Origin of the sequence: Marinomonas hwangdonensis, assembly GCF_003721245.1 — a bacterium.
Lineage (GTDB): Bacteria > Pseudomonadota > Gammaproteobacteria > Pseudomonadales > Marinomonadaceae > Marinomonas > Marinomonas hwangdonensis.
The window spans coordinates 154,786-181,193 of record NZ_RIZG01000001.1 but is presented as its reverse complement, the minus strand read 5'-3'; the positions used below and the strand labels follow the sequence as shown (position 1 = coordinate 181,193).

The 26,408-nt window shown below is 41.5% G+C and carries 23 protein-coding genes, 2 tRNA genes and 1 pseudogene; 8 read left to right on the top strand and 18 right to left on the bottom strand.

What is annotated here, in order from left to right; translation table 11 throughout:
• From EBI00_RS00825 to EBI00_RS00785, 9 genes are all read right to left on the bottom strand, one after another.
• Positions 1–1,041: a PDDEXK family nuclease gene (locus tag EBI00_RS00825; RefSeq protein WP_206612534.1), complete on the bottom strand. Its 1,041-nt coding sequence runs from the start codon at positions 1,039–1,041 to the stop codon at positions 1–3.
• Positions 1,029–2,066: a type II toxin-antitoxin system antitoxin DNA ADP-ribosyl glycohydrolase DarG gene (darG, locus tag EBI00_RS00820; RefSeq protein ID WP_123094038.1), complete on the bottom strand. Its 1,038-nt coding sequence runs from the start codon at positions 2,064–2,066 to the stop codon at positions 1,029–1,031. Before darG ends, EBI00_RS00825 begins: the two co-directional genes overlap by 13 nt.
• 1 nt (position 2,067) lies before the next feature.
• The gene (gene darT / locus EBI00_RS00815; RefSeq protein WP_123094037.1) at positions 2,068–2,754 is read right to left on the bottom strand and encodes a type II toxin-antitoxin system toxin DNA ADP-ribosyl transferase DarT; all 687 of its coding nucleotides are present in this window, start codon (positions 2,752–2,754) and stop codon (positions 2,068–2,070) included.
• An 85-nt stretch (positions 2,755–2,839) separates the two neighbouring features.
• Positions 2,840–6,139, bottom strand: a complete 3,300-nt coding sequence (gene gapS6b, locus EBI00_RS00810; protein WP_123094036.1) for a GapS6b family protein — start codon at positions 6,137–6,139, stop codon at positions 2,840–2,842.
• A 12-nt stretch (positions 6,140–6,151) separates the two neighbouring features.
• Positions 6,152–6,484, bottom strand: a complete 333-nt coding sequence (gapS6a, locus tag EBI00_RS00805) for a GapS6a family protein (RefSeq protein WP_123094035.1) — start codon at positions 6,482–6,484, stop codon at positions 6,152–6,154.
• A gap of 146 nt (positions 6,485–6,630) precedes the next feature.
• Positions 6,631–9,123, bottom strand: a complete 2,493-nt coding sequence (gene mobF / locus EBI00_RS00800; RefSeq protein ID WP_277749183.1) for a MobF family relaxase — start codon at positions 9,121–9,123, stop codon at positions 6,631–6,633.
• Positions 9,124–9,140: 17 nt separating this feature from the next.
• On the bottom strand, positions 9,141–10,868 hold the full coding sequence (locus tag EBI00_RS00795; RefSeq protein ID WP_123094033.1) for a type IV secretion system DNA-binding domain-containing protein: 1,728 nt from the start codon (positions 10,866–10,868) through the stop codon (positions 9,141–9,143).
• The gene (locus tag EBI00_RS00790) at positions 10,868–11,143 is read right to left on the bottom strand and encodes a hypothetical protein (protein ID WP_123094032.1); all 276 of its coding nucleotides are present in this window, start codon (positions 11,141–11,143) and stop codon (positions 10,868–10,870) included. The genes EBI00_RS00795 and EBI00_RS00790 overlap by 1 nt, the downstream gene beginning before the upstream one ends.
• A 197-nt stretch (positions 11,144–11,340) precedes the next feature.
• Entirely contained in the window at positions 11,341–11,559 is a 219-nt protein-coding gene (locus tag EBI00_RS00785) for a helix-turn-helix domain-containing protein (RefSeq protein WP_123094031.1), read from the bottom strand.
• 102 nt (positions 11,560–11,661) lie between these two features.
• Here EBI00_RS00785 and EBI00_RS00780 point away from each other — a divergent pair, with 102 nt between their 5' ends.
• Complete coding sequence (locus EBI00_RS00780) at positions 11,662–13,080, top strand: hypothetical protein (protein WP_123094030.1); 1,419 nt, start codon at positions 11,662–11,664, stop codon at positions 13,078–13,080.
• Positions 13,081–13,154: 74 nt separating this feature from the next.
• On the opposite strand, the gene EBI00_RS00775 is transcribed toward EBI00_RS00780, so the two are convergent.
• Both EBI00_RS00775 and EBI00_RS16115 read right to left on the bottom strand, forming a co-directional pair.
• Positions 13,155–13,231 (bottom strand) — tRNA-Ile (locus tag EBI00_RS00775).
• A 170-nt stretch (positions 13,232–13,401) separates the two neighbouring features.
• Positions 13,402–13,917, bottom strand: coding sequence for a hypothetical protein (locus tag EBI00_RS16115; protein WP_241556910.1), 516 nt, complete (start codon positions 13,915–13,917; stop codon positions 13,402–13,404).
• Between the two features lie 210 nt (positions 13,918–14,127).
• Between EBI00_RS16115 and EBI00_RS00765 the strand changes: the two genes are divergently transcribed.
• From EBI00_RS00765 to arsJ, 4 genes are all read left to right on the top strand, one after another.
• Complete coding sequence (locus EBI00_RS00765; protein ID WP_123094029.1) at positions 14,128–14,475, top strand: metalloregulator ArsR/SmtB family transcription factor; 348 nt, start codon at positions 14,128–14,130, stop codon at positions 14,473–14,475.
• A gap of 114 nt (positions 14,476–14,589) precedes the next feature.
• On the top strand, positions 14,590–15,606 hold the full coding sequence (gene arsB / locus EBI00_RS00760; RefSeq protein WP_123094028.1) for an ACR3 family arsenite efflux transporter: 1,017 nt from the start codon (positions 14,590–14,592) through the stop codon (positions 15,604–15,606).
• Between the two features lie 26 nt (positions 15,607–15,632).
• Positions 15,633–16,643, top strand: coding sequence for an ArsJ-associated glyceraldehyde-3-phosphate dehydrogenase (locus EBI00_RS00755; protein WP_123094027.1), 1,011 nt, complete (start codon positions 15,633–15,635; stop codon positions 16,641–16,643).
• 6 nt (positions 16,644–16,649) lie between these two features.
• A complete protein-coding gene (gene arsJ / locus EBI00_RS00750) occupies positions 16,650–17,879 on the top strand; it encodes an organoarsenical effux MFS transporter ArsJ (RefSeq protein ID WP_123094026.1) in 1,230 nt (409 codons plus the stop codon).
• 91 nt (positions 17,880–17,970) lie between these two features.
• On the opposite strand, the gene EBI00_RS00745 is transcribed toward arsJ, so the two are convergent.
• The 3 genes from EBI00_RS00745 to EBI00_RS00735 all read right to left on the bottom strand — a co-directional run bounded on the left by EBI00_RS00745 (position 17,971) and on the right by EBI00_RS00735 (position 20,211).
• Positions 17,971–18,306: a zinc ribbon domain-containing protein YjdM gene (locus EBI00_RS00745; RefSeq protein WP_123094025.1), complete on the bottom strand. Its 336-nt coding sequence runs from the start codon at positions 18,304–18,306 to the stop codon at positions 17,971–17,973.
• 307 nt (positions 18,307–18,613) lie between these two features.
• Positions 18,614–19,552: a DUF6933 domain-containing protein gene (locus EBI00_RS00740; protein WP_123094024.1), complete on the bottom strand. Its 939-nt coding sequence runs from the start codon at positions 19,550–19,552 to the stop codon at positions 18,614–18,616.
• A gap of 245 nt (positions 19,553–19,797) precedes the next feature.
• On the bottom strand, positions 19,798–20,211 hold the full coding sequence (locus EBI00_RS00735) for an HPF/RaiA family ribosome-associated protein (protein ID WP_123094023.1): 414 nt from the start codon (positions 20,209–20,211) through the stop codon (positions 19,798–19,800).
• A 125-nt stretch (positions 20,212–20,336) separates the two neighbouring features.
• On the opposite strand from EBI00_RS00735, the gene nhaR reads away from it, so the two are divergent.
• Complete coding sequence (gene nhaR, locus EBI00_RS00730) at positions 20,337–21,233, top strand: transcriptional activator NhaR (RefSeq protein ID WP_123094022.1); 897 nt, start codon at positions 20,337–20,339, stop codon at positions 21,231–21,233.
• A gap of 182 nt (positions 21,234–21,415) precedes the next feature.
• Here nhaR and ilvD read toward each other — a convergent pair whose 3' ends face one another.
• Entirely contained in the window at positions 21,416–23,095 is a 1,680-nt protein-coding gene (gene ilvD / locus EBI00_RS00725; RefSeq protein ID WP_123094021.1) for a dihydroxy-acid dehydratase, read from the bottom strand.
• Between the two features lie 445 nt (positions 23,096–23,540).
• Here ilvD and EBI00_RS16110 point away from each other — a divergent pair.
• Positions 23,541–23,733: pseudogene (locus EBI00_RS16110) on the top strand (transposase); the annotation flags it as partial.
• Positions 23,734–23,959: 226 nt separating this feature from the next.
• Here EBI00_RS16110 and EBI00_RS00715 read toward each other — a convergent pair.
• Complete coding sequence (locus EBI00_RS00715; protein WP_123094020.1) at positions 23,960–24,937, bottom strand: nucleoside recognition domain-containing protein; 978 nt, start codon at positions 24,935–24,937, stop codon at positions 23,960–23,962.
• 146 nt (positions 24,938–25,083) lie between these two features.
• On the opposite strand from EBI00_RS00715, the gene EBI00_RS00710 reads away from it, so the two are divergent.
• A complete protein-coding gene (locus EBI00_RS00710) occupies positions 25,084–25,548 on the top strand; it encodes an Lrp/AsnC family transcriptional regulator (RefSeq protein WP_123094019.1) in 465 nt (154 codons plus the stop codon).
• Between the two features lie 219 nt (positions 25,549–25,767).
• On the opposite strand, the gene EBI00_RS00705 is transcribed toward EBI00_RS00710, so the two are convergent.
• Together EBI00_RS00705 and EBI00_RS00700 are read right to left on the bottom strand one after the other, a co-directional pair.
• Positions 25,768–25,844 (bottom strand) — tRNA-Arg (locus EBI00_RS00705).
• Positions 25,845–26,033: 189 nt separating this feature from the next.
• On the bottom strand, positions 26,034–26,339 hold the full coding sequence (locus tag EBI00_RS00700) for a putative quinol monooxygenase (protein WP_206612533.1): 306 nt from the start codon (positions 26,337–26,339) through the stop codon (positions 26,034–26,036).
• Positions 26,340–26,408 lie beyond the last annotated feature (69 nt).

The window sequence follows — 26,408 nt, the reverse complement described above, 5'->3', positions numbered from 1 at the left end:
CTACTCAGCATGCATTTCATAAGAAACTAAAGGAAACCGATTACTTATTTTAACTGTGAAGGCTTGGGCACTCTCCTTACCCCAGTTACGTGCAACGTAATACTCTTCGCCATCATAAATCAGCTCTGGATCACGAGAAACACGATACTTGTTATACTTTTTATTGGTTTCAGTTACTTCCGACTCTAATTTAATTAACTGAAATGCACAGGTATTATCAGCTCTCAAAAACTCAAATACGCCATGATCAATCAAGCCTTTCTCGTCAAGCAACTGTACTGTGCAGTAACCAATATCTGATTTCTGGATATGGGCATAAACTTGCTCACCATTAAAGTAAATAGAATAACGGCTCGTATCCCTACTACTAGAACGTGAAGCTCTTTCTTTTTGGCGTTTCTCGCGAATCTTAACTTGGTAATCTTCGATTTCAGGAATAGGTATTACGGACTGTATATCTAATAGAATTTTCCCATCACTTATATATGGGTGCATACGCACGCAGCGAATAGATAAACCGTAATCATTGAGCCACATAACGGTTGTTGTTAACTCTCGAGAGAATTCAGCAGACGCTAAGACTATCTTAACTTCTTGCCCGAATTCATCTTCGTCTTTTTTGCTCCAACCTAAGAAGTCCAATAGTGATGCTTCAGCATCTAATTCAAGACTGTTTGCTTTTAGATAATCAGCATATATATCAACTAAACGATCAAACGTAAGCGTTGAAACCATAGCTGCATATCGAACTGCTTGAAGTTCCATATGGCCACCATCTTCGGTACGCTTTAATTCGATAACAACGATATTAGCTTTCTTATCAATACCTAATAAATCAATACGTCTACGACTTTCATCCCATTCACCAAACTCTTCTGCAACAACTAGGGTGTCTGGTGAAATAATTTCGATTTGATGTTTTAGCAAACGCTGAAGGTCTTCACGTTCTTTTAATCCTGATTGAGAAAAAGTAGTGCGTGAAATTGATTTAATTTCGTTATCTGTTACTTGATATATCGCCATAAAAACTACTGGATCCATCCATTTTGTTTAAGTCGACCCCATGCAGCTTCTATATGCTGTGGCGTCATTAATGCTTTTTTACGATCATTCCAAACTTGGATCGCTTGATGAGCTTCAGTGGGATTAGAGGCTCCCTCATTTTTAGCAACCCAATGAACTGTAGCTAAAAGCTCAACCCCATAGGGAGATTGATAGCCATCAATAAGTTCACTGACTCGTTGAATTCTTGAATGAATACCTTCGTTTGAGTCGGCTATAAATTGCTTTGCATCTTTTAATGCCGAAGTTATCGGTCTTATCTCAGACTCAACAACACCGTCACCAACACCTTGAATATAATGACCATCCATTGTATTCAGTGCATGTCTTAAAGCGTCGGCATAAGGCCCGTATGCATCTTTGGTGAATTGAAGCCTCATACTTTCACCCGCTTCTTGTAAAAAATAAGCCAGTTTCTGAACTTCAATTTTAGATAAGCCAAAGTTAACTGAGCGGTAGCTTTCTAACAGAGCGAGAATAGCCGCTCTTCCTGCTGTCATCTTTGGTTTTGTAGTGTTTATTTCAATATCAGACGCTTTGATCTCATCATTAGGTTCAAATAGTCGAATTTCTAAATTATCTAACTCACCTAAGTACTTTACAATTAATGCTTTCACATCAACCCAAGGTAAGCCGCCTAAGCCACAACCTAAAGGAGGAATAGCAATAGAGCGAATATCGAATTTTTGTATATGCTGAACCAAGCTTTGTAAGCCAGACTCAATATCTTCTATCTTAGAGGCACTGCGCCAATGATCCTTTGTTGGGAAGTTCACAATGTAACGAGGTGTAGCAAGAGCCCCTAGCTCAAAAGTAAACATTTGACCTAGCTTTACTTCTTTGTTTTTGCAGGCTGCAGCATAGGATTTGAAATTATCAGGCCACTTTTTCTTAAACTGCAATGCGATACCTTTGCCCATTACACCTACGCAATTGACAGTATTCACAATCGCATCAACGTCTTGCTGCTTTAGCAAATCACCTTTAGTTGAGATTATCGTCATATCATTGCCCCAGAAAGTACCAGTCAGTCATTACATCTACTGTTAAGTTTACATTGTTACGAGCTAAAATGGCATTGACCTCTTGCGCTCTAACTTCATTTATTACACCAATTCGAATCATCCAAGTTAATGGCACTCGCTCTTTGATTAAGAACTCCGCTTGGCGCTTTTCCATTCTGTCTACGTAGCGCTCATCACTTGGGCTATCAAAAAAGAACTTACAAAACCCATCTAATTGAGGATAAGCCGTCATCGTTGCCCAATCGACAGAGCCCCTTAATAAGTTTAAATCTGTAAAACATTGGCTGTAATTTAATGTAGCGTTTCGATCATAAAAAACGAACTCTTGTAGCCCGTTTTGACGGGCTATTTCAATCGTTGTTTCAAAATAGATGATATCCGTTTGATCATACTGACAATTTTGAACCCTACCATTGTGAATAGCAGAAAGCATCGGTGAACGAGGGGCAAAATAAAAAGGCACAAACTCATGCACCAAACCACCAGGAGGGTTAGTCACAGACTTTACCGCTCTCGCTCCTTGCGCTCCGCCATGAGCAATATTATGATAATGCAAACCAAGCTGCTGACTTCTGGTTTTACTAAACAAGGCACCTTGCTGACATATCATATCTAAATTATCGATTGCCGTTATATGAAACAAGCGAACAGGTCTTGGCATCGTCATAGCATTCCTCAAATATAGACAACATAATTAGTGCAATTGTTTCGATCTGATGTTTTGGTAAACACTGCACTTCCCAGTATGTACTTTAACCGCCCCCACTATCAAAGCAGGACTGTAGCTCTCGATAGCAAGCTTCAATATCTAAAAAATGACCCTTTGCAAACTCGTTGGCTAAATGTGAAATAAGTTTGAATAGTTCCTGAGACGAATTTGATAAGTAGATGATACCGTAAATGAGTACCGCCAATCTTTGTTCTGATGTGTGGCCAATATGAGTATTCATCGCTAAACGACAGCATGAGTTAAAAACCTGCACTCCATGACCATAATATTTTGGGTTAGTTGCCCCTCCTTGTAAAATCTCTCCATCAAGAAAATCTACAACTACTACATTTTTTGCGATACGAGCTAAAAACTCTAGCGGGGAACCAGTTTGAATAATTTGATCACTATACTTATCTAAAAATTTAGACACCAAGTGAGTGTCATCAAGCTCTGATGAGCGACTAAGCGTTATAATGTCATTGTAAAAAATAGCGCACGGCGTCCCTAGATATAAGTTACATTCGATACTTTTTTTTCTATCTTTCAGTGATAGCGAATTAATAGAACTCTGGACAATTGAGGTCATATTGACAACACTTAGTCCAGATTCATAAACCAACTCAGCCATTAAATGGTCTATACAAAGCAATGGTATCTCATTAGCAAATGAAAGTTGAAAAGTAGAAAATACAGTTTCATCTACGACATCTCTAATTTTGATTAAGAACTCTGGGGTATCCGAAGGTTTTAATGACTCCACTTTCGAAATCTCAAGTAGACTTTTAATACCCTCGATAAGGAAGTGAAATTCTTTTTGAAAACTATCTGATGTAGTTTTATGTAGACCTTGCTCTGACACGCCCATAAGCATGAAGTCATCTTTTGAAATATCTTCAAGCCATTTTTCTAGAGCTCTCTTTGTATTTCGACATAATACTATTTCACAATTTAGGTCAATTACACTCGGAATAAAGCCCATCATAGATAAATATACAGCCGTATATACATCAACAATAACTCTCTCAAAATGCTCTTCACCTTTATTGAACAGCTTCATATTTTGAGTCGCGTCATTTGAATGAAGGTTTACTATGGCTCCTCGAAGCGGGTTTCCTCTATCCGTATAATGAGCTCGCATCATCAAAGACAGATTAGGGTTATTCAAAGCTTCATTCGACCTGCTTTCTTCTGGAGAAAAGTACCTCAATATCTTTTCAAAATAAGGAAAAAAATCCTTTTCGTTACTAGGAAGAGTAAACATCTTAAAAACATCTGTTCCATCATTCCCTTTATGCCGAATATCTGCGGCATGTCTAAAAGCCGCAACAAATGGAGATAGACGTTCAAGCAGCTTAAGATTATCTAACGTTTCCCCCACTTGCATAACACTCAGTTTTTTCCCTAGAGGCGATTCTATATCTAGTAATATGGGATGATCTGCAGCGACATCACGAACAAGCAATCGGGAGAAGGTCTCAAATCCATCGCTGTATCTAACTCCATCACAACAATATAGTGGCTTGTAAGGATTGACAGTAGCATCAGGATTATTGTCTAAAGAATTAAAATGAATTTGCGTTAGGGCTGTAGCCGATTTATCAGGACTTTGAGCGAACCAATCAACAAGCACTTTATCTGCAAAATTAACGTCTACATAAGTTGCTATTTCACCAACTAACGGTACCGAGGAGTCATCATAGCTTGAGAAAATCACCGCTGGTATTTCACGTACGATATCCTCTAATTGCTCTTGGTTAGCTCCATTTTCTCGGGAGACATGTAACAACAGTTGCCACGCATACGGTATATCTGGCTCGATTTCAATTGAAGCCCTTGTAGATGCAATGGAAGAGGGATAGTCACTTAGGCGTTCATATACTCGGGCCTCTCTTAAATAAATATCTGGCGTTTTATCCGCAGGACTTAAATGACTTACTTTAGACAAGAGCAAGTCAAACTTCTCACTAGCAAATAAAGCATCAAGATAGCAATATAAGACTGGAGACACCCATACTTCATTAGATACAAATGGCTCCAAATACTTAACAGCCTGCAGAGGTAGCTTCAGGTCGATAAACTTTATACATAGTCGAACAATAATATGAGGATTAAATTGAAGAATTTTTTCCTCATATAAGTCTAAAAAGTCATCCGCTTTTCTATTTAGTCTTTGTATTTCATCATTATCAAGTGAGCATCCCCAAGCATTCAGATATAAATTACCAAAAGAGCTCATATAATCATTATCTGTACGAACTTCTCCTCCGTGCTCAAGCCAACGTCGCAGGTCACTAACCTTAATTTCATTATTATTTAGAGCAATGTCAAGGGATTCGAATTGCTCCAAATTCAGAAAACTATTAGCTAAATCAATTTTTCCCTTTGAACCAACGGTCCCTCCAGCAAGCAGCTCAATCCTTTCTGAGCACTCTGGGGTGATTTTCTTAATTGAATCAAGATATGATGTTCCAAGATCAAATAATCGTTTATCAGAGAAGTTCGTAAGGTTAAGCAAATTCGCTAGGGCAGCAATATGCCTAGAATCTTTCTTATCGGAGATATCACTTATAAGCTGGTTAGTTAGTCTATCTACATCACTTTTCTTTTTATTATTGAACGAAATATAGTGCAATTGCTGATTGGAACTACACAATGAGCAAGTTTCCACATATAACAAAAGGGCTGTCGAGTTACTTGAACAAAAATATTCATGTAGACACTGAGCAATCTCAAAGGCAAACTCAAAATTGTTAACCCTTAATGCACCACGAACCAACCCCGTCAACTCTTGCTCAGACAGATTGTAGACTTTAGCATTTTGGTAGTTATCTTTTAGCTCTTCCTCAGATGCTAAAAATTCATAGAAAATTTCTTTACAATATACGCCTTCAAAAGATAAATCGGCATATCTTTTTCTAGCTAAATCCACTGAGGACCTTGACTCCAGATCAATTAAGATAGAAGTAACTACATCACAAATATTGTTAGGAAGACCATCACTCTTCAACAATGTTAAGAGATCACTCTTTGATGGTAAATCAGATCTATTTTCAAGCTCGACTTTAATCTTTAAAGCTTTAAGCAACAATTGTACTTCGACTTCTAAAGCCCCGATTCCATTCAGAACATTCAACTTTTCGTGAGCTTTATTTGGGTCTCTATAGCAGACATCCTGCATAATGGTAGCGGCAACCATCATAAGATCGCCCGACTTGATACCACGAACTATGTATTCATATTTATCACCGCCAACAATGTCACCAGATCCGGTATGGCTCTGATTCGTAGTGTTCCCACCGACAAGATTGTCACCAATAAAAGTATAATCCTGCTCCACCATCAAACATTCTACCTATTTATGATAAACAGTTTTGTTCCCGACAATGTTGTCACCAGAACCGCTATGATTTTGAGTCACTGATCCAATTGTTGTATTTTGATCTGGTTTGATCTGCTCTAAAATTTTTTGCAATGACTCAGATTCATCTAACTTACGCTCAATGACATGCTCACCATAATCTTGCAATTTAAGCTCGTTCACTTTAGTTGTTAAGCCTTCCAATAGAACATCATCTAGAATCCAACCCTGAAGCTTCTCTTTCAAAAAAGTAGATGATATCGAGGCGCCTCGTCTAAAACCATCATAGAGCACCCCTGATAGTATACTGCTCGTTAAAAATTCCATATTTTTCTCCTTAAGCACAATTAAATACATAAGTAGAGATAGCGAATTGTCCCCTAAAAAACACAGTTTCAATATAGCTACCCTAATATAAAGCCTTGTGACATATCCTAAAAATCCCACATCCAAAACCTCTTTCACCTATCCTCTTAGCAACTCAACTGTTCCTCAATTGCTAGAGCTGATGACTTTTGTCGGGGAACAACCGTGCCAAGATGACGAGATGTAAGATTACTTTCTATAATGTTTTCTTGTTCGTATACTCTAGTCAAAAAATCAACTTCATCTTGAGTAACATATAAATTTGAAAAATCTTTGTGGCGGCTTAATGATACATATGAATTAACACGATCCATCCCAGCATCTCCGTATACAAACGTATTTCCATCAACTGTCACACCTTGTGAACTATAGACTGTCAGTGCGTATGCATGACAAAGGTAAGTCCCATTTTCATCGGCATAGTCTGACGCTAAGAAAGACAACAAACGCCCATCATCAGCTTTCACGGTTAACTCGGTTTCAAGACCTTCTGTTTTTCTTATACCACTTATTGTTCCTAATGTACCATTGGATACCTTCAAATCTCGATAGTCATTTCGACAAAACTTGATCCTATCACCTTTAGAAAACTCAGTTTTGAAGGTTTTCCCGGCAACACTGCAATCCAACTCTATATTTTCCTGCCCTACCCGCCCCTCTGAAATGTGGATATCACGTATATGCTTGCTTAGCTCTTGGACATCACTCCATTTCTGAGCAACAACAAGTGACTTCTTGTTTGGATGGGTCTTTTGAAAGTTATGCCAATCTTCGACAAGCATTTTCTTTGCAGTCTCTTGATCCTCCCCAAAGTGCAAGCAACCTTTATCATTCAAGGTGTTGAACGCTTTTTCCATGTGACCATCACGTAAGTCCGCGACGACCTGACGCGCCCATTCAGTCCGCTGTCTTTTGATGGTTTCTATTCGAGTGGTTCCGATTATTTCTGGTTTGGATAGATACTTAAGAGCACCACCACGGTTGATAGCATCTAATTGTTTATCTTCTCCAGTCAGAACAATTTTACAATTAGCCTGCTCCGCACAGTGAGTAAGCTTTTGCAGATCTGTACTGGGTAACTGTCCCGCTTCATCAACCACAAGCACATCTAAATTGGATAGTGGATTCGCACCATCAACTATCTTACTGGTCAAGGATGCAATAGTGACAGACTCTATGCCCGTCTCTTGCTGCAAGTTATCTGCGGCGCGCTTAGCAATACTCGCACCCAAAACCCGATATCCTTTAATTTGATAAGCATGATTTGCTGCCAACATAGCCGTTGTTTTACCCGCGCCTGCGCTGCCTTGGATAATTGAAAAATCACCAGCTGATAGCATGGAGTAAGTTGCTTCTAGCTGTTCGTCGTCAAATGTAAAACCAAGCTGATTCTCAGCGGAGGCAATCGCACTTGCAATTTGAATATTAGGTATTTGCTTAGTTGTTCTACTTGCGAGTGTTTTTGCCGATTTAACCATCATACGTTCACAGACAAGAACCGATTCAGTAGTGTATTTAGGGTCAAATGCGTATTCAGTAGGAAGCTCGACCACCTCAGGGTCTTTTAATAAACGCTTAGTAATACTCTCTACACTAGTCGCGTTCATATCTGAACCCACCGAGTCGATTGCAATTTGATAGAACAAATCCTGAGGTTTGAATGTCGCCTTTTTATCAGTAATCGAAAGTAGAGAGCCATCTTCATTCAATTCATTTAAACAAATTTGTTCATGTGAACGTATCTGGTTTAAGTGCTCTTTAGAAAAGCCCTGTTGATCCATTTCATTTTGCCAGCCTTCCAGAAGAGCATGGTGGTCTACTAGGCCTTTGTCTTTTCTAGTATCAAGTTTTATTAAATCCCCCGCTTTGCTCGCACTACTTTCGACTCCCTGTTTTTTCAGCTCTTCTCGAATCGTTTTTGACCTTTTTGAGAAATGCTCACATAGCTCCTTATCAACGCCTGACAAATGAAACGAATCCTCATCTCTTTCAACTTGAAAACCTAGCTCCTTTATCTGAGCAGCTAATTCAGCTCTATAAATTGCACCCGCTGCCTTTTGCCACTGGTAAATTTTTCGAGATTCCAAGCTTCCCCAGCTATCGTCTGCGCGAGGCGCGACATTACATATAACAGCATGTGTGTGAAGTTGCGGGTCTTGCTCTCTAGAAGTACAGTGATTAAAAGTTGCAGCCACTAACCCAGCCGTGCGCTCTAAAGTCTCTCCAGCCTTTCCTCGTCTCGTAAAAGCAGCATAACGCTCAAGTGCATCAATTCCTCTTTTAGCGGCTTGAGATTGAGCTGTTTGGATCTTTGAACGCAAATTATCATCTGCTCTAGCCCACAAAATAGAGACGGACTTTGGAGCGCTAAACGTACAATCCCACCCTAACCGACGTTTATCTGAATATGTATTCTGAACAAGAGGAGCGCCCGAAGGCGCTCCTCCGTTTATAAGTGCTTCAATATCAGCTTTTTCAACTGTATTCCCATACAACCCTAAATTCCGAGAACCTAGCCCGTACCATTGACCTGGAGGCTCTCCAGCGCCAAGATAATAATCTTCCGTAGCTAAATTAGTGTAATAAGACACAGTCCGCACAGCTGATATCGTCAACACTATGAACGTCCTCCAAACAATTTATTTTCAGACTTTTTCTCTTTTTTAGGACGTTCAGTTAACCATTTGGCAGGGGCATGCTCCTCCGCAATAGGCTTTTTCTTGAAAAGAGGCCATTGCAAACGGAATACACCCTCCCAACTAGGAACCATGAGGTAACCAATGACTCCTTTTTTAGTTGGCATTTCAATGTGTGTGAGATCATGTTCACTAACAACAGGTTCACTAGACCGCTGCCATGTTTTTTCGTTACCGACCTGTGATGGCCGCTCAACAATACGATCACCAAAAACGTTAGAGACGTATTCCGAGTCTCCTCCCGCTCCACCTATACGCATAGCAACAACGATTGAGAAAAGGTTTAAAATTGTATCTGCATCATGCTCACCATAATTATTTTTGATCTGAGAAATTGATTGAGTTCCAAAAACAGCACGCCCTCCACGAGCGCGTGCTAACTCAAGCCACATTTTTATGCTCGGGTTTGGTGGAAGGTTTGCCATTTCATCAATGAACAACCAAGTATCCCGAACATTTTTCATTGATTGAGATAGAAAATGCTTTGTCATCAGCGACAATAACGCGTTGCACAATGGTGCTCCAATCGTTTTATACCGAGGATCAGACTGTACAATGAGCGTATTTCGTACTTTTTTATGATTGTTATTCACCCATTCTCGAATAGAAAATTTTGGTTTATCGGAATCTCCCCATGCAACAGCCAGAGTCTCAATCCAGCTAAGCTCTGCTATCAAATTGACGTAAAATCCTTGCGTTGTCTTAGAACCTTCCACGACAAATGATGCAGCAACTGGATAGTGACGTTGCAATAAAGATAGCATTTCAGACTGAGATAGTTGAATACGGTTTTTAATATCAAACCATCCCCAGACACCTTTTTCTTCCAAAAGACTAACCAACATACCAGTAAAAATTAACCGCGCGCCCTTAATCCACATTGGGTCTTGAGAATTACTATCTGGAATCAAATTACTAGCGATCATTTCAGCATCATGTTCATTTAAAACATCGTTTTCGATATCCCACATGAATGACCGATCATCCCAAGGAGCGATTAAGATTGCTTTTTTATTCAAGAAAAAAGTAGTGAATTCCTTTTTTTCATCATAAATAAAAACCTTGTCATTTCTGTTTATAACTTGATCAATAATTGGAAGTATGAAAGTCGTTTTTCCTCCACCCGCAGTACCTAAAGTTAAAATATTTGACTGTTCCTCTTTTTTTGTGAGTGCAGATTTTGGATAAACAGTAATACCCCTGCTTTTTCTTCCTGCCTGTTTAAGAGACTTTTTCGCCTTTTTCTTAGCAATAGATATCGCCCTTTTTCCCGAATAAAGTCGACCGCCTTCAATATGTCGACTAAGGTCACGACCACCCTCTTCCCAAGCTATTTTCTTTGTCAATTTGTAGGAAAACAGAAATGAAAATAATAATGGAACTACCAAATGAATATAGAAATGCAATACTAAATTTTCTCTTTCTAACCAATTCCAGTACTGAATCCAATCATAACCAGAGCCACCTAAAGCCACCTTTTTAAAAAAACTTAAAAAATATTTATAATATTCAGAGATATCGCCCCATCCAGTTAGCCAATTCCACGTTAACCAAATGCTGCCACAAAATAGCAGTATGAAGACGATGCCAAAAAACAAGAAAATAGAGTACCAGTCTTGTATCTTTTCATTTGGTGTAGTTCTCATCATTAGTTACCTCCATTAAGGCGCTGTCTAGCAATCTCACGCTCATGATCACTAAGATTGGCTACAGCACAGACAATTGAAAACATTCTGTTCGTGATTCGACGCTCTACATCTACGAACCGCTGGTCTAGAGATAGCTGTTCATCATTAGCTGAAATTATGGTTCGAATGTGCTCCGCGACAGACTCATTTTTTTGTTCAGCATCGTGCACGATGCGGTTATAATCTGACGTTGGAAAACGTACAGTGATTGCTCGGTTTACACTTTTTTTAGACATAAGAATTCCTTGAGCGTGATTTCAATGAAATCCGCTTTAAACAATTGAATTAGTTAAACTTTTAATAATGGAATTGAGAAATCAATTCTCTAACTGAAATCAGCTACTCTGTAATAGACTCAAGCGATAGCTCCGATTTCCATAAAACACTGAATGCATCGTTAGGTGCGTTGGGGTCTGATAGAAAACCTGTTAATTTAGTCATTAACCAACTCTCCCGAATTTGATACTGTACGACTCTCAAGAAAAGCCTCTAAATCAGTAATTCGATACATCACACGACTGCCAACTTTAACGTAACGAAGGTTATAACGACCTGTACTCGCCCAAACACTCAAAGTCTGAGAGCTTACCCCTAAAAGCTGTGCGGCTTGTGCACGATTGATTAGTATTGACTCACCTTTATCTTGTTGCATGAAACCTCCTAATGTTTTGTCTTTATTGACGTTTATAGACTAACGATGTTATTTCTATGGTGCTCACGCACTAACTAAAAGTGGTTACAAAAAGGTGAAATAATGGAAAATATACTAATTCCAAATCGAAAACTTCATGAAGAGTTCCTTAGTGACCTAATGATGGTGAAAGCCCAGTTTGAGCCGAGATTAACTTCAATAGCGAAAAAAAAACTAGAGGACTTAGAAGTTGAAATAAGAGAAATTCTAGCCATTAAAAACAAATTGGCTCTAGAAATTAAAAAAAAAGACATATCATTTTCAAACAACTTATTCGGAAGAAGGTCGATCATAAAAATCCTTGAAGAAGTTTCAGAGGTTATAATTAAAGAGTTATTGAAAGATGATATTTTAAATTTTGAAAATCTAATAAAAGACAACCTAAAAATTCCTGTTAAAACTAATGAAAAAGGGAAGTCTATAGTTGATGGGTACTACGTTGAATTATATATAACTAAAGTAAGAAATTTGTGTTTTCTAATTGATCACTCAGTTTATTTTCAGCATTTTCACCAATTCAAATGGAATCTTGCATTTATTGCTGAGCTCTATGCAATCATAATTACACGATCAACTAGACATTCTAAAATATGCCCCTTATGTTTCCGAGATGTGCTCGATATTCATGATGAGAGTGATGAGAGTGATAGAATACATAAAACTAGCCGAAGCCGGAAATATTGTCATGTACACAAATCCAATGATGAAGATGCAAATGCAGCTCAAATACTTGGCGAAAAAGCATTTAGTAGTCTAAGTTCTGAAAACAAAAGACGTCACGTTCTTTATTCTCATATAAAACAAACTAACGCAGACCACATAAAGTTAATTCGAGATAGTCGTGAAAATCGAGCATATGAAAATCTAAAATCAATTTCATATCATGGAACATTAATTGGCAACATCACTCCCGATTTGCTAAAAGATATTGAAGACCTTTTAAACACGTCAATAGGTAATTACTTACCAAACAACTTAGAAGAAATAGAAGCTATCCTTAACTCATCGGTACCTGAGTCAGGAAAAATTTTCTGCAAAAGTCATAAGTATTTTGAGGAAGTTGAATCTGTGACAAGTATGGACTGGATAAAGGATGGTCATCAATACGTCTGTAATGAATTAGCAAGCCAATACCCTAAAACGTTCTCTACATTTAAGGCTCCAATACCGAACACTAAATCTCTGAATGAGTTTATAAGTATACTACAAGGGAAAGACTACCTAGATAATGAAAAGAACTCATGCACTCACTATCACCTGCTGATCAACACTCTCAATATTTCAGAAGATCTACTGATTGAAATCGAGAAGATCAATGCTTTAAAGAAGCAACGGGCATCTAAAGTACAAAAAATATTAGAACTCTACGATCAAGGCTTAAACGTTAGTGATATCAAAAAGAACTTAGATAGCTTCGGACAAAATACTGGTAGACCATATATAACTAAAATCATCAACGCTCACACAAAAAAAGGTTTGTAGCACCTGTGTAGCACGAGCAATAAAAAAGCCCCTAGAAGTTAGCGTTAACTAACCCTCTAGAGGCTTATTTTATATGGTGGGCCTGCCCAGACTTGAACTGGGGACCTGCCGATTATGAGTCGGATGCTCTAACCAACTGAGCTACAGGCCCTAAAACGTGGCAAATTATATATGTATGACCGGCCCTTGCCAAGAAGCTAGGTTCTTTTTTTCAAGAATAATTAACAAGATAGCAAAACACCTCGATAGGAAGCCCCTGTCAAGGTGTTTTAATGCGCTGATCCGGTGTGCTGAACAGACGCGAGAACTCAGCTATATCGCTTAGTTCATGTACTTTTTAAAGTTAGCTAGGTATTTGTCTAAAGACTCTTGGCTTGCCGCTTTTAGTGTCATGCCATTTGGGCCTGAGCCAATGTTCGTGAACTGTTTTGCTGGTTCGCCATGCTGTTCAAAGAAAGCCAATTCTTTAGAGCCAGTTTCAAATACCCAAAGACGGCCGTCTTCTACTTTTGTTGTAAAGCCGTCAATATCAAATTCCGAACCACCCGAGATAGCAGCGAGGTATTTATCCAGAGACTCTTGACTGGCCGCTTTTAATGTCATGCCATTTGGACCAGCACCAATGTTTGTGAACTGTTTGGCTGGCTCACCATATTCTTTGAAAAAAGCCAGTTCTTCAGAGCCTTCTTCAAATACCCAAAGACGACCATCTTCCACTTCAGTTTTGAACCCTTCGACATCAAATTCAGACATGTGAGGTGCTTCAGAAACCACGGTGGTGCAAGCACTTAATGAAGCGCCGAGTAACATTGCAATAAGAAGTTTGCTTTTGTTCATGAGTAGTACCCTCAAAAAATGGATTGGTTGGAACTGAATACCTCCATAATGAAAGATTTACATTGCAGAAAGATGACAAGAAAGACACACCTCATATTTTTTTTCATATATACCAATTTTCATATATTTTTATTTCCATATATGTAAAAATCATAGTATAAGACATCACCCTTCTCTTTCATCGACAAAGGGTAACCTGTAGGAGCAACAATGAATCCCGTCCAATTTTACAAATGCCTTGCCGACGAAACGCGTCTTCGCTGTATGTTGTTAATTCATCTAGAACAAGAGTTATGCGTGTGTGAATTGATGCAAGCGCTTAACGAAAGCCAGCCTAAGATCTCTCGACACCTAGCGCAGTTACGAACATGTGGCCTGTTAACCGACCGTCGCCAAGGACAGTGGGTGTTTTACAGCATTAATAAAGCCCTGCCTGATTGGATATTGGCGGTATTAAATGAAACAACATGCAACAACATGGCCTTTCTTGAAGTGAATCAGCAGCAACTAGGCACCATGGGAGATCGCCCAGACCGCGCTGTAGCCTGTTGTACTTAATCTCTGGGACGTGACTTGCCCCTAAATCAGATCAGCACATAGCTTGAAAAACACATAGCAAGAAAAAACAGAAAAAAACGACAGTCAACATGATGAACACAAGGAGTTTGAAAAGTGGGTGTATTTGAGCGGTATTTATCGGTTTGGGTGGGACTTGCCATCCTCGCCGGTATTTTGGCTGGCAGTGTTGCCCCAAGCTATTTTTCTTTGATTGCCCAATTTGAATACGCTCAGGTCAATCTTGTTATTGCGGTGCTGATTTGGCTGATGATTTATCCGATGATGGTGCAAATCGACTTTTCAGCCATTAAAGACGTCAGTAAAAAGCCCAAGGGGCTTATCCTGACCTTGATAGTAAACTGGTTAATCAAGCCGTTTACTATGGCTTTTTTAGGCTGGTTGTTTTTCAAAGTACTGTTTGCAGACTGGGTAGACCCTCAAACCGCCTCTGAATACATAGCGGGTATGATATTGCTTGGCGTGGCGCCATGTACCGCCATGGTGTTTGTTTGGAGCCAATTAACCAAAGGCGACGCGGCTTATACCTTGGTACAGGTCTCGGTAAATGATCTCATTATGATCTTTGCATTCGCGCCCATTGCAGGCTTTTTACTCGGTATGACAGACATCACTGTGCCATGGAACACCTTGCTGTTGTCGGTTATTTTGTACGTTTTGATTCCACTGATTGCAGGTGTCTTTACTCGTAAACAACTCGAAAAGACCCCAACTACGAACAGCCTGAATCACTTTCTTGCCATGATGAAGCCGTGGTCTATTGTGGGTTTGTTGGCAACCGTGGTGTTACTTTTCGGTCTTCAAGCTGACACTATTTTGTCAAATCCTCAGGCGATTATACTGATTGCTATTCCCTTGTTGATTCAGACTTACGGTATTTTTGCTATCGCGTACTTTGCCGCCAAACGCATGAAGCTGCCCCATAACATTGCTGCGCCTGCTTCAATGATAGGTTCATCTAACTTTTTTGAACTGGCGGTTGCGGTTGCGATTTCACTCTTTGGGCTGCATTCAGGTGCCGCCCTTGCCACTGTGGTTGGGGTATTAGTCGAAGTGCCTGTGATGTTGAGTTTGGTCTGGTTCGCTAATCGCACCCGCCATTGGTTTTCTTAATGACGTTTAATGAACAGGAGAAGGTTATGACAATTAAAGTGGGTATTAACGGTTTTGGCCGTATCGGCCGTTTGTCTTTTCGAGCGTCGTTCGATTGGGACGATATCGAATTTGTTCAGATCAATGACCCTGCAGCCGATGCCGCAACACTGGCACATTTGATCACATTCGACTCGGTTCATGGACGCTGGCACCACGAAGCTCAAGCCGAAGACAATGTGATGATAGTAAATGGCCAACGCATCGTCTGCACACAAAACAAAACCATCGCAGAAACCGACTGGTCTGGCTGTGATGTGGTGATCGAAGCCAGCGGTAAAATGAAAAGCAAAGCCGTACTACAAAGCTACCTAGATCAAGGGGTGAAGCGTGTGGTAGTGACAGCACCCGTAAAAGAAGACGGGGTTTTAAACGTCGTCATGGGCGTCAATCAGGATTTATACGACAAAACGCAACATGCCATAGTAACCGCCGCATCTTGTACAACCAACTGTTTAGCGCCTGTGGTGAAAGTCATCCATGAATCCTTGGGCATTAAACATGGCTCTATGACGACGATTCACGATATTACTAATACACAAACCATCATAGATGCTCCCCATAAGGACCTGCGCCGCGCTCGCGCTTGTGGCATGAGTTTGATCCCAACCACGACGGGCTCTGCCACCGCAATTACACATATTTTCCCTGAGCTAACAGGCAAATTAAATGGCCATGCGGTGCGCGTCCCCCTTGCGAACGCATCATTAACCGATTGCGTGTTTGAAGTAGAACGAAGCACCACGATAGAAGAAGTCAACAAGCTGTTAAAAACGGCTTCCGAGACCAACCTAAAAGACATATTGGGATTTGAAGAGCGCCCTCTGGTATCCATTGATTACAAAACGGATCCACGCTCCAGCATTATTGATGCCCTCTCCACCATGGTGATCAATGGCACACAGGTTAAGCTGTATGTTTGGTATGACAATGAATGGGGCTACGCCAACCGCACCGCAGAATTGATGCGCATGATTGGCCTTGGCGACAAGGAATAACAAACCATGTCTTGGCTAGCGCAGCTTTCACCACAAATTCGTCAGTACATGGTGGTCACAGGTAATTACTGGGCCTTTACGCTAACCGACGGCGCTTTGCGCATGTTGGTGGTGTTGTATTTCTATGGGCTAGGTTATAGCCCATTTGACATTGCCATGTTGTTTATCTTCTACGAGATTTTTGGCGTTATTACCAACCTTGTTGGCGGGTGGCTCGGGGCTTGGCTTGGCTTAAACCGCACCATGAACGTGGGACTGTTTTTGCAAATCCTTGCCCTTGCCATGCTCTTGGTGCCTGCCAGTTTGCTGACGGTGCCTTGGGTAATGGGTGCGCAGGCCTTATCCGGTATCGCCAAAGACCTTAACAAAATGAGCGCCAAAAGCTCGATCAAATTGTTAGTACCTGACGATGCCCAAGGCCAGCTGTATAAATGGGTCGCCATTCTGACAGGGTCCAAAAATGCCCTGAAAGGCGTTGGCTTTTTTCTGGGTGGCGCACTGTTAAGCTTGCTCGGATTCCAAGGGGCTATTTTACTCATGGCCGTGGCATTAACGGCTGTGTGGATCGCCAGCTTGCTGAGTCTAAAAAAAGACCTTGGCAAAGCCAAAAACAAACCTAAGTTCACCGACATTTTTTCGAAGAGCACAGCGGTCAATTACTTGTCTGCTGCTCGACTCTTCTTATTTGGCGCGCGGGATGTGTGGTTTGTAGTGGCGCTGCCCGTTTTCTTAGCCAGCTCTTTTGGTTTGGATCATTGGTATGTGGGCGGATTTTTGGCGCTCTGGGTTATCGCCTACGGCATTGTACAAAGTCTTGCCCCAAAGTTCACCGGAACATCAAAGGGCAAGATGCCCGATGGACGACACGCCCTAGGTTGGGCACTGACTCTTGTAATCACTCCCATCTTTATCGCGCTGGCTTTAACTTATCACTGGCATGTACAGTTTGCCGTTATTGCGGGGTTGCTCGCTTTTGGTGCCATCTTCGCCGTAAATTCTTCTTTGCACAGCTACTTAATCGTCAGCTATGCCGGAAAAGATGGCGTATCACTCGACGTAGGCTTCTATTACATGGCCAATGCCATGGGCCGACTGATTGGCACTGTGCTTTCGGGCTGGCTCTATCAGGATTATGGATTGGCGATGTGCCTATGGTTTTCCGCAGGCTTTATCGGCTTAACTGCGCTCATCTCTCTGGGCTTACCCAAACACGCAAGCCCTTCGGTCACGCAATAACAAACGACCAGAAACAAAACAGCCGCCTTGAACCCAAGGCAGCTGTTTTGTTTTGTACTCATCTATGCGCTAAATAGCACCATGCAAAACGCTAAGCTTTTTTCACAAATTGCGATTTCAGCATCATGTCGCCAGCGCCATCAACCTTACAATCCAAATCGTGATCGCCTTCTACTAGGCGCTTAATGGTCGCTTTTGTGCCAATTTTTAGGACTTGTGACGACCCCTTCACCTTCAAATCTTTGATCAAAGTCACCTTATCGCCATCTTGAAGCAAAGAGCCATTGGCATCTTTGATGACCAAGCCCACTTCAACCTCCTCGACCTCGTTTGGATTCCACTCATAAGCGCATTCCGGACAAATCAACATCGCTTGATCTTCATACACATAGGCCGAATTACACTTAGGACACTCAGGAAGACTCATACTTGCCATTACCTTATTGTTAAAACCAGAAAAAAAGTGCGGGAATTATACCTTATTTTATTGCGGACGTGTTTAAAGAAAATCCATTTTGGCCAATGCAAAACGGCCTGATATCAGTGCTGTCACAAAAGGGTATTTCAACAGACATCAGTCATCCTCCGCAAATAGGGTTTCTATCCGATCCCATTGGGGTAATAGATGTTTTTTAGGCGTCACATCCGATGTTAAACCAACCGCGTCTAAGTAACGTTGCAGAATATCTAACGACCCGGTGAAGTGGCCATTTTCGATCAAGGACAAGGCCGATTTATTGCTTCTTCTGATACGCAGATAAGTCGATGACATTGTCCTTATGTTTAACCGCTTTTTGCTTAACGTCTTTGTTCTTCTCAGGGCTGGGTTTGGCATTTTTTGTTTTGGCATTTTTTTTATTCGATAAGCCTTCACTCAGATGAGCAATCCCCTCAGGTAAGGATTTGAGCAATTCGTCAAGGGCAGCGTCGGCTGTGTTGTCATCCAAGTCTTCTAACATAGTGTCTAACGAGAAGTGTTGAAAATAATTTTTCATTTCCAATAAGTTCGGTGTGATGGTTTTTTCTGGATCAAGAGAGTAAGCGTTGAGCCATTGCAGTAAAAAAGCTTGAACGGGATAGAAGTGATCTTTTTGGCCTTTCGCATGACGGGGGATTTCGCCAGTATAAAGGTTGAAGTCAAGTAAGTCCTCTTCCTCTTCGAGCATGAAGTCTTCGTAACAATGACGTTGCAAATGCCAAGACACATCATTGATATGAGCTTGCGTGCTGCGATCATTGCGTTGATAAAATAACGCACTGTTACCTCGTTGATGACACGCGTCTAAGGATTCCGCAATCTCTTCCACGTTCATATTATGCGGCGCTGTAATGCCCATAACATTGAGATACAAATGCCCTTCAAAATCGTTTAAAAAGCCACTTACGTCCCCTTTTTTGGGCGCCAACATGGTCATGCAATAACGCGTATTGTAGTCCATTACCAGCAAGTATTTTTGCCGTTTCACCGAGATACAGTGTACTAACCAATGCCACTCTGTGTCGTATGCGTCGGTTAACCCTAACCGATCAGGAAACACCACCCCCTCTTTGGCCTGTGCGATGGATTCAGCAATGGTTTTGTGCGGCGGCGTTGTGACACAGGTGCGTTTTTCGCCTTTCACCGTGGTAGTAAAACACTCCATCGCGGCTTTGGTACAGTTAAACACCCACATTAGAGGACTCCGGTCATTAAATTGGTAGGGAACAGGTTCTTATCAACTATCCATTATTTTGCCACACATGAACGAAAGCTCGTTGAATTTTCTTAAAAAATAGCTTTTTTGTCGTCCTGTCTCCGCAATGCCCCTATGAAGTTAAAGAATAATCTGCTTTGCAAAATAAAAAAAAGCGAACCCAGAAAGTGGGTTCGCCTAAAGCGGGCTAAAGCTTGCTCTGTTTGGGGAATTAAACAAGATATCTAGGCATGAGGGTAATAACCGTATTCATTTTCATATTCTTCATAGATGTCACGGGGCATTTTCTTTTGCGGTCTCATCTTGTGGAAAGCCGCTTTTAAACGCGTTGCTTTTTTCTGCAATCGCTCGATACGACGGGTGACGGTTCGGCTAGTGCGACTCGCAGCGCTGTCGATGGCTGAATACAAGTCAGCTTGCTGCTCGCTTATCACGACTTCTTTTTGACCATTTATTTTGACCAAAACTTGGCAATGTTTGTCTTCACCACCTTTGGGACCGTTCACATCTGTTAGGGTAACGGTCACACCTTGAATGTTGTCATAACGGGAATCTAATGCAAAATTAAGACGACGCTTCACATACGCTTTTAAGCTTTTCGTTAGGGCTAAACGACGTGCTTGTACCTTGATTCTCATCTTGTTCTCCTTTACCCATGAATGAGTAAGTTATGTTGGAGATTTCACGTTACGCACAAAAACTCGTAAGTTATAATCGAATTATTAATGTAAACACTCAGTTTTTTTCGAAGTATTGGTGAAACATGATAAATTTCAAACATTTGCATTATTTTTGGGTTGCGGCAAAACAAGGCGGCATTACAAAAGCCAGTGAAAACTTACACATTACTCCACAAACTATCAGTGGTCAGATTCGCTTACTGGAAGAGCAACTCGGCAAAGACCTTTTTAACAAAGTTGGACGCAACCTAGAGCTCACCGATACGGGGCGCATGGTGTTAAGTTACGCGGATGAAATTTTTTCTTTGGGCAGTGAGTTAGAACAGTCCGTGCGCATTGCATCGACCGATAGAACGCAATTACTGCGCGTCGGCATAGCCGATTCCATACCAAAATCCATTGCCTATCGCTTACTCGCGCCAGCCATGTCACTCAAAGATCCGATTCGACTTGTTTGCAAAGAAAATAGCCTAGAAAGCCTATTGGGAGAACTCGCCCTACTCAAACTGGACTTTATTATCGCTGATGGGCCTATCCCAGCGCATTTGGGCGTGCGAGCACACAATCATTTTTTGGGCGAATGCGGAACCTCTTTTATGGCCGCTCCTGAACTGGCTAACCGTCTCACAACCGACTTTCCTGCTTGCCTTGTTAAGGCGCCTTTTCTGATTCCAAGTGAGCAGTCTATCATTCGAACTCACCTGCTTCAGTGGTTCGAACAACACAGTATTCATCCCAAAATCACCGGAGAATTTGATGATAGGGCACTTATGAAAGCATTTGGTCAAGCCGGTGTCGGCGTGTTTGTCGTCCCCACCGCGATAGCCAATGAAGTCGCCAACCAATTTCATGTCAACATCATCGGCAGCACAACAGAAATACAAGAACAGTTTTACGCCATTGCCACCGAACAACGCCTTACCAACCCAGCTCTGATCGCCATAACAGAAGAAGCAAAGGAATGGTTAAAACAGCAGTAACACTGTTTCACAAGCTCTTTTTCAAAGGGAAAAATACCGGCAACCCACAAGGCTAAGTAGCAATAATGAATAGTCATCTCTGCAGATAGTCACGCTCTATGTTATGTTCAAAGAGTGTGACTCGTATACAGTCTTATGGCGGTCCAATGAATATATCCAACTCATTGTGACCGCTTAGCTCATCATTTATCCGTAACGGCACCTTCTGAGGCACTGGACACCAGTTTGGCATATTTTGCCAACACGCCCCGCGTGTATCTTGGCTCAGGTTGTTTCCAGCGCTTTCTGCGATCAGTCAATATGTCGTCGCTGACTCCCAAAGAGAGCGTACGCGTTTCAGCATCAATAATGATCATATCGCCATCCTCGACGAGAGCGATTGTGCCTCCGTCAAACGCTTCTGGTGTAATATGCCCCACTACAAAGCCATGTGACCCACCGGAAAAGCGTCCATCGGTTATCAGAGCGACGTCTTTACCAAGGCCTTTACCGATAATCGCCGAGGTTGGCGAAAGCATCTCACGCATTCCCGGCCCCCCTTTTGGACCTTCGTAACGAATCACAACCACGTCTCCCGCAATGACTTCACCGTTCAATATCCCAGTCAATGCCTCTTCTTCACTGTGATAAACACGCGCAGTACCTTCGAAACGTAAGCCTTCCTTACCGGTGATCTTAGCCACGGCACCCGTTGGTGATAAGTTGCCGTCCAATATGACTAAATGAGAGTCTTTTTTAATGGGGTTATCAAACGGTCGGATAATATCTTGGCCAGCAGGATAATCAGACACCTGAGATAAGTTTTCAGCCAGCGTTTTACCCGTTACCGTAAGCGTATCACCATGCAGCAGGCCTGCGTTAAGCAAGCGTTTCATCAGCGGCTGAATACCACCGATGGCGACCAGTTCGGACATCATATATTGTCCGCTAGGACGAAGATCCGCCAAAACAGGGGTCGTTTTACCTATTTCAATAAAGTCATTAAGAGTTAACTCGACGTTCACAGCGTGGGCCATGGCTAATAGGTGGAGTACACCGTTTGTGGAGCCCCCTAGTGCTATAATCACACGGATCGCATTTTCGAAAGCTTTACGTGTCATGATATCACTTGGCTTAATATCCCTAGCCAATAACTCGAGTACCTGTTGGCCAGCACGAAAACAGTCTGCACTCTTATCTGCTGAACTCGCCTCTTGTGCAGATGAACCTGGCAGAGACATACCCAAAGCTTCGATTGCCGACGCCATTGTATTAGCGGTATACATGCCACCACATGAACCAGGACCAGGAATAGCCGTATCTTCCACTTGTTTCAGCTGAATCAAATCCATTTCTTTCTTAGCATGTTGTCCCACGGCTTCAAACACTGAGACGATATCCGTATGGTTCGCACCAGGTTTAATCGTGCCACCATACACAAAAATCGCTGGGCGGTTTAAACGCGCCATACCGATAAGACAACCAGGCATATTTTTATCACACCCTCCTACAGCAACAAGACCATCAAAGCCTTCGCAACCTACTACGGTTTCAATAGAATCCGCGATGACTTCTCTAGACACTAGGGAGTACTTCATACCCTCAGTACCGTTAGCTATCCCATCTGAAATGGTAATGGTATTAAAGATTACGGATTTGCCACCAGCCGCATCGGCTCCCTTTCCAGCCTCTTCCGCAAGTTTATTAATATGCATGTTACAGGGGGTAACATTCGCCCAAGTTGATGCAATACCGATTTGCGGCTTGTTAAAATCATCATCGGTAAACCCTACCGCACGCAACATCGCACGAGCTGGGGCACTTTCAACGCCATCCACTACTTTCGACGAATACTTACGCATGTTATCGGTGATCTTGGTCATTTCGAAGCTCCTTAGAGGATTATTTGTGATCTTAATTAGGCGGGTTAATGTCTTAAGCCAATAAATAATTAACGATGAAAAAATCAAATAACGTCTGGTTGACAGTTAAAGGCTAGGAGAGACGTAGAAGTATCACACTTAATACTTGACTAAAACACTCAACTATAAAGTTATAATAACCCAGTATTTAAATCAAGTATTCCATCGAACCACAAACGGTCCTTATTGCATTAAACTGCAGCAACTTTCTAAAGGGTATTGGAACTTTTAAAGGATATTGGCATTTTCCAGAATTTACTGGCGTATTGTTAGATAAACCGTTTTCTGGTCGCACAACTTTCAAGAATTTCATAATGCTTATTAGAGAAATATACACTCTCTCGCTAGGAAAGATGCGACTAAGACTTTTCATGAGCCAGTTCATTTTTAATTCTCGGGCCTGACCATGTCACATCAACCCACTTTTGCCGACAGCGAATTCAACAATAAGCGTTGTAAAACACGCAAAGAAATTTTCCTTTTTCGGATGAATGAGTTGATGCCTTGGGGTCAGCTTGAAACCATGATTGAACCTTTTTACAGCCAATGCCGGCAAAGGAAGAAGACCGTATCCGTTGTCCACCATATTTTTTACGCACTATAAATAACCACCAACAACGCTTCATGAAGTGTTCGCGACAGTGTCGGAATGAGGCGTTGCGGGTGGTGGTTAAAGATAAGGCGACACTACAACTCCCTCACCAAGTCCCGCCATTGCTGACGATATAAATTCAGCAGTGGTTTAATTTGCGCGTCGCACATGGCCAGACTGAGAGTCGGCTTTTTAGTTTTAAGCTTTTGTTAGAAGTCTATTACCCTTAGACTCTAATCACTTATCTTCTTATAAAAATATTTACGACAAGTACTTTCGTCTATCCATTTAAGTACGAAGACTAAAACCCCTATCACTGTTACAGTAAACACAACCCGCCCCCAGAAAATAGTCATAAAGTCCGCACCTATTAATAGAATCAGCAGCGTGTCTTCAATCAAACTATGAAGTAGATTGAGCAGCATCATGGCGACAAAAATATCTCGTGGAGAAATGTGTCCTCGTTTTGCTTCGTTAATAAGCAAACCGCCACCAAAAGAAAGACCTAGCGTGATGCCAACAATCGTCAAGTTTGTTGCTTCTCGGCTGATACCAAGCACAGACAAAATCGGCCTAAGTAATATCCCCATCAACTTTTCGATACCAAGCAATTTTAACAATCGTAAAAACGTCATTAACGCAGCAATCACTACAAAGATCATCGCGAGGCTTTTAAGCTGATCGATTGCCCAAGCCACATAACTCGGATCACTCACTGCCGCATGTCGCAAAACTACCTCTGCAGACGTATTTAGTAGGTCTCCGCTTTGGTATATTTGATGCAAAATCCACCCCATCAACAAACTACCACCAATGCGAATTATTAGCGTCATGACGATCCCAACTCCGGCTTTTTTAGCAACGGCCACTTCGATAGGAAGTGAGTGAGCAAGCAACATTAGGGTGCCAAGAATCGAGACTTGTGCGACGGTTAAGTCCGTATCGGTACTCATAAATACCATGAGTCCAGCGTATATATTGGTGACGAGCGTCGTTGCCCACACCAAGCCCATTTCACTAGGCAAACCGACCAGAGCCATGACAGGGCTCAACCATTGGCTTAATAGCTCGATGCCACCAAACTCTTCAACAATCTTGATGATAAAAATCATGGGGATCATGATTTTATAAAGCGTCCATGTGACATTAAGAATTTCTTTCCACAGCCCATTCAATAAAAGCTCGGTCAACAAAATCATTTTCTTATACATAGTATTGCTCCAATAAATAATGGAACAAATTCTATGCACATATAGAGAAATATGTCGTTTCATTTATCTAATAAAAACTACTATTATTTCTAAAATATAAAGTTAAAAGAAACTTTAAATCAAAAAATATTAATATTGAGAAATATATGGAATTAGACAAAATAGACCGAAAGATACTAACCATCTTACAGCGGAATAATCGTATCGCAAACGTGGAACTGGCCGAAGAAGTAGGCTTATCACCACCAGCTTGCCATAAAAGAGTAAAACGACTAAGAGACGACAACATCATTGTGGGTGATGTCTCTATTGTGAACCCAGAATTGAGCGGTAATAAGCTGACTTTGCTGGTGTCGGTAGAAATGGAGCGGGACCGAAAAGATGTGTATGACGCTTTTAAACGCGTCGTTAGCAAAGCCCCTGAAGTGAGGCACTGCTATCAAATCACAGGCGGCTATGATTTTATGATGGTTGTTTCTGTGCCAGATATTCAAGCCTATGAAAGCTTTGTCGACCGAGTACTTCACACAGAAGCCAACATTCGAAAATTTCAGACCTCGGTATCACTTCGAACGGTAAAGTCCTCAACTGAGATCCATTTGAACGAATAAATCACGATTATGCTCGGCTGAGCGAGTGTTACAGAATCAAGTTGTTGAAAATTAACTGAATGCTTTATTAGCTTCAAGGAAAGCGAGCTAGGTCTCTGGTAGATTTGAACTCGATCACGATAGTGCGAAGAATTTTGTCAGCTACTAAGAATAAATAAATGAGACTGACTTTATTAGGAAAGTAATAATTTATTTAAACTATTGCATTGAATAAAAAAATGGTACGCCCGAGAGGATTTGAACCTCCGACCTTCGCCTCCGGAGGGCGACGCTCTATCCAGCTGAGCTACGGGCGCATTGCGGTTGTCTGACGAGGGGTTTGCAAGGAGCAAGGTGGGTCAGAACAAATTTGAATGCGTATTCTAATGGAAATACACCAGGATTCCAGTGCTTAATGCAAGAAAGTCGCTATATTCCGTTTTTGTGGTTTATTTTCGGATGGCCATGGTGTTTTTATGACCATCCTGTGGTGTTTTTCGTCGCCGTTAGCCAATCGCGTGCATTTCTTTTACTACAAAGGCGTCGACTAGGTCGTCTGACAAGGCCATGTAGGCTTTGATGTGTGTGGTTTCCATGTGTGCGTGCCAGCTGTCATAACCTGTCCAACGCTCTAAGAACGCGAATACGTTAGGATCTTGGTTGTCTTGATGAAGGTCGTATTGCAAGCAGCCTTCTTCGGCTTGAGTTGGTGCAACGAGATCCAACAAAGCGCTTTTTAGAACGTCAGCCTTGCCCGCTTTTGCGGTGATGGTGGCGACTAAGGTCAGTTCATTTATCTGTTTATCTGTCATTGTGTTCTCCTGTTAAAAATAAAAAGCCGTAACATAGGCGATATGCGTAACGGCGGAGCAAGTCCATGT

What these genes read in the sequence shown, in the direction of transcription:
- EBI00_RS00745 (WP_123094025.1), bottom strand. Translation starts at nt 18,306, where the DNA reads ATGAGTCTTCCTGAGTGTCCTAAGTGTAATTCGGCCTATGTGTATGAA.
- EBI00_RS16115 (WP_241556910.1), bottom strand. Translation starts at nt 13,917, where the DNA reads ATGAACAAAAGCAAACTTCTTATTGCAATGTTACTCGGCGCTTCATTA.
- gapS6b (WP_123094036.1), bottom strand. Translation starts at nt 6,139, where the DNA reads ATGGTGGAGCAGGATTATACTTTTATTGGTGACAATCTTGTCGGTGGG.
- EBI00_RS00715 (WP_123094020.1), bottom strand. Translation starts at nt 24,937, where the DNA reads ATGTATAAGAAAATGATTTTGTTGACCGAGCTTTTATTGAATGGGCTG.
- nhaR (WP_123094022.1), top strand. Translation starts at nt 20,337, where the DNA reads ATGATAAATTTCAAACATTTGCATTATTTTTGGGTTGCGGCAAAACAA.
- EBI00_RS00765 (WP_123094029.1), top strand. Translation starts at nt 14,128, where the DNA reads ATGAATCCCGTCCAATTTTACAAATGCCTTGCCGACGAAACGCGTCTT.
- EBI00_RS00780 (WP_123094030.1), top strand. Translation starts at nt 11,662, where the DNA reads ATGGAAAATATACTAATTCCAAATCGAAAACTTCATGAAGAGTTCCTT.
- EBI00_RS00790 (WP_123094032.1), bottom strand. Translation starts at nt 11,143, where the DNA reads ATGTCTAAAAAAAGTGTAAACCGAGCAATCACTGTACGTTTTCCAACG.
- darT (WP_123094037.1), bottom strand. Translation starts at nt 2,754, where the DNA reads ATGACGATGCCAAGACCTGTTCGCTTGTTTCATATAACGGCAATCGAT.
- arsJ (WP_123094026.1), top strand. Translation starts at nt 16,650, where the DNA reads ATGTCTTGGCTAGCGCAGCTTTCACCACAAATTCGTCAGTACATGGTG.
- ilvD (WP_123094021.1), bottom strand. Translation starts at nt 23,095, where the DNA reads ATGACCAAGATCACCGATAACATGCGTAAGTATTCGTCGAAAGTAGTG.
- EBI00_RS00740 (WP_123094024.1), bottom strand. Translation starts at nt 19,552, where the DNA reads ATGTGGGTGTTTAACTGTACCAAAGCCGCGATGGAGTGTTTTACTACC.
- gapS6a (WP_123094035.1), bottom strand. Translation starts at nt 6,484, where the DNA reads ATGGAATTTTTAACGAGCAGTATACTATCAGGGGTGCTCTATGATGGT.
- darG (WP_123094038.1), bottom strand. Translation starts at nt 2,066, where the DNA reads ATGACGATAATCTCAACTAAAGGTGATTTGCTAAAGCAGCAAGACGTT.
- EBI00_RS00795 (WP_123094033.1), bottom strand. Translation starts at nt 10,868, where the DNA reads ATGATGAGAACTACACCAAATGAAAAGATACAAGACTGGTACTCTATT.
- EBI00_RS00755 (WP_123094027.1), top strand. Translation starts at nt 15,633, where the DNA reads ATGACAATTAAAGTGGGTATTAACGGTTTTGGCCGTATCGGCCGTTTG.
- EBI00_RS00735 (WP_123094023.1), bottom strand. Translation starts at nt 20,211, where the DNA reads ATGAGAATCAAGGTACAAGCACGTCGTTTAGCCCTAACGAAAAGCTTA.
- EBI00_RS00700 (WP_206612533.1), bottom strand. Translation starts at nt 26,339, where the DNA reads ATGACAGATAAACAGATAAATGAACTGACCTTAGTCGCCACCATCACC.
- EBI00_RS00785 (WP_123094031.1), bottom strand. Translation starts at nt 11,559, where the DNA reads ATGCAACAAGATAAAGGTGAGTCAATACTAATCAATCGTGCACAAGCC.
- EBI00_RS00825 (WP_206612534.1), bottom strand. Translation starts at nt 1,041, where the DNA reads ATGGATCCAGTAGTTTTTATGGCGATATATCAAGTAACAGATAACGAA.
- EBI00_RS00710 (WP_123094019.1), top strand. Translation starts at nt 25,084, where the DNA reads ATGGAATTAGACAAAATAGACCGAAAGATACTAACCATCTTACAGCGG.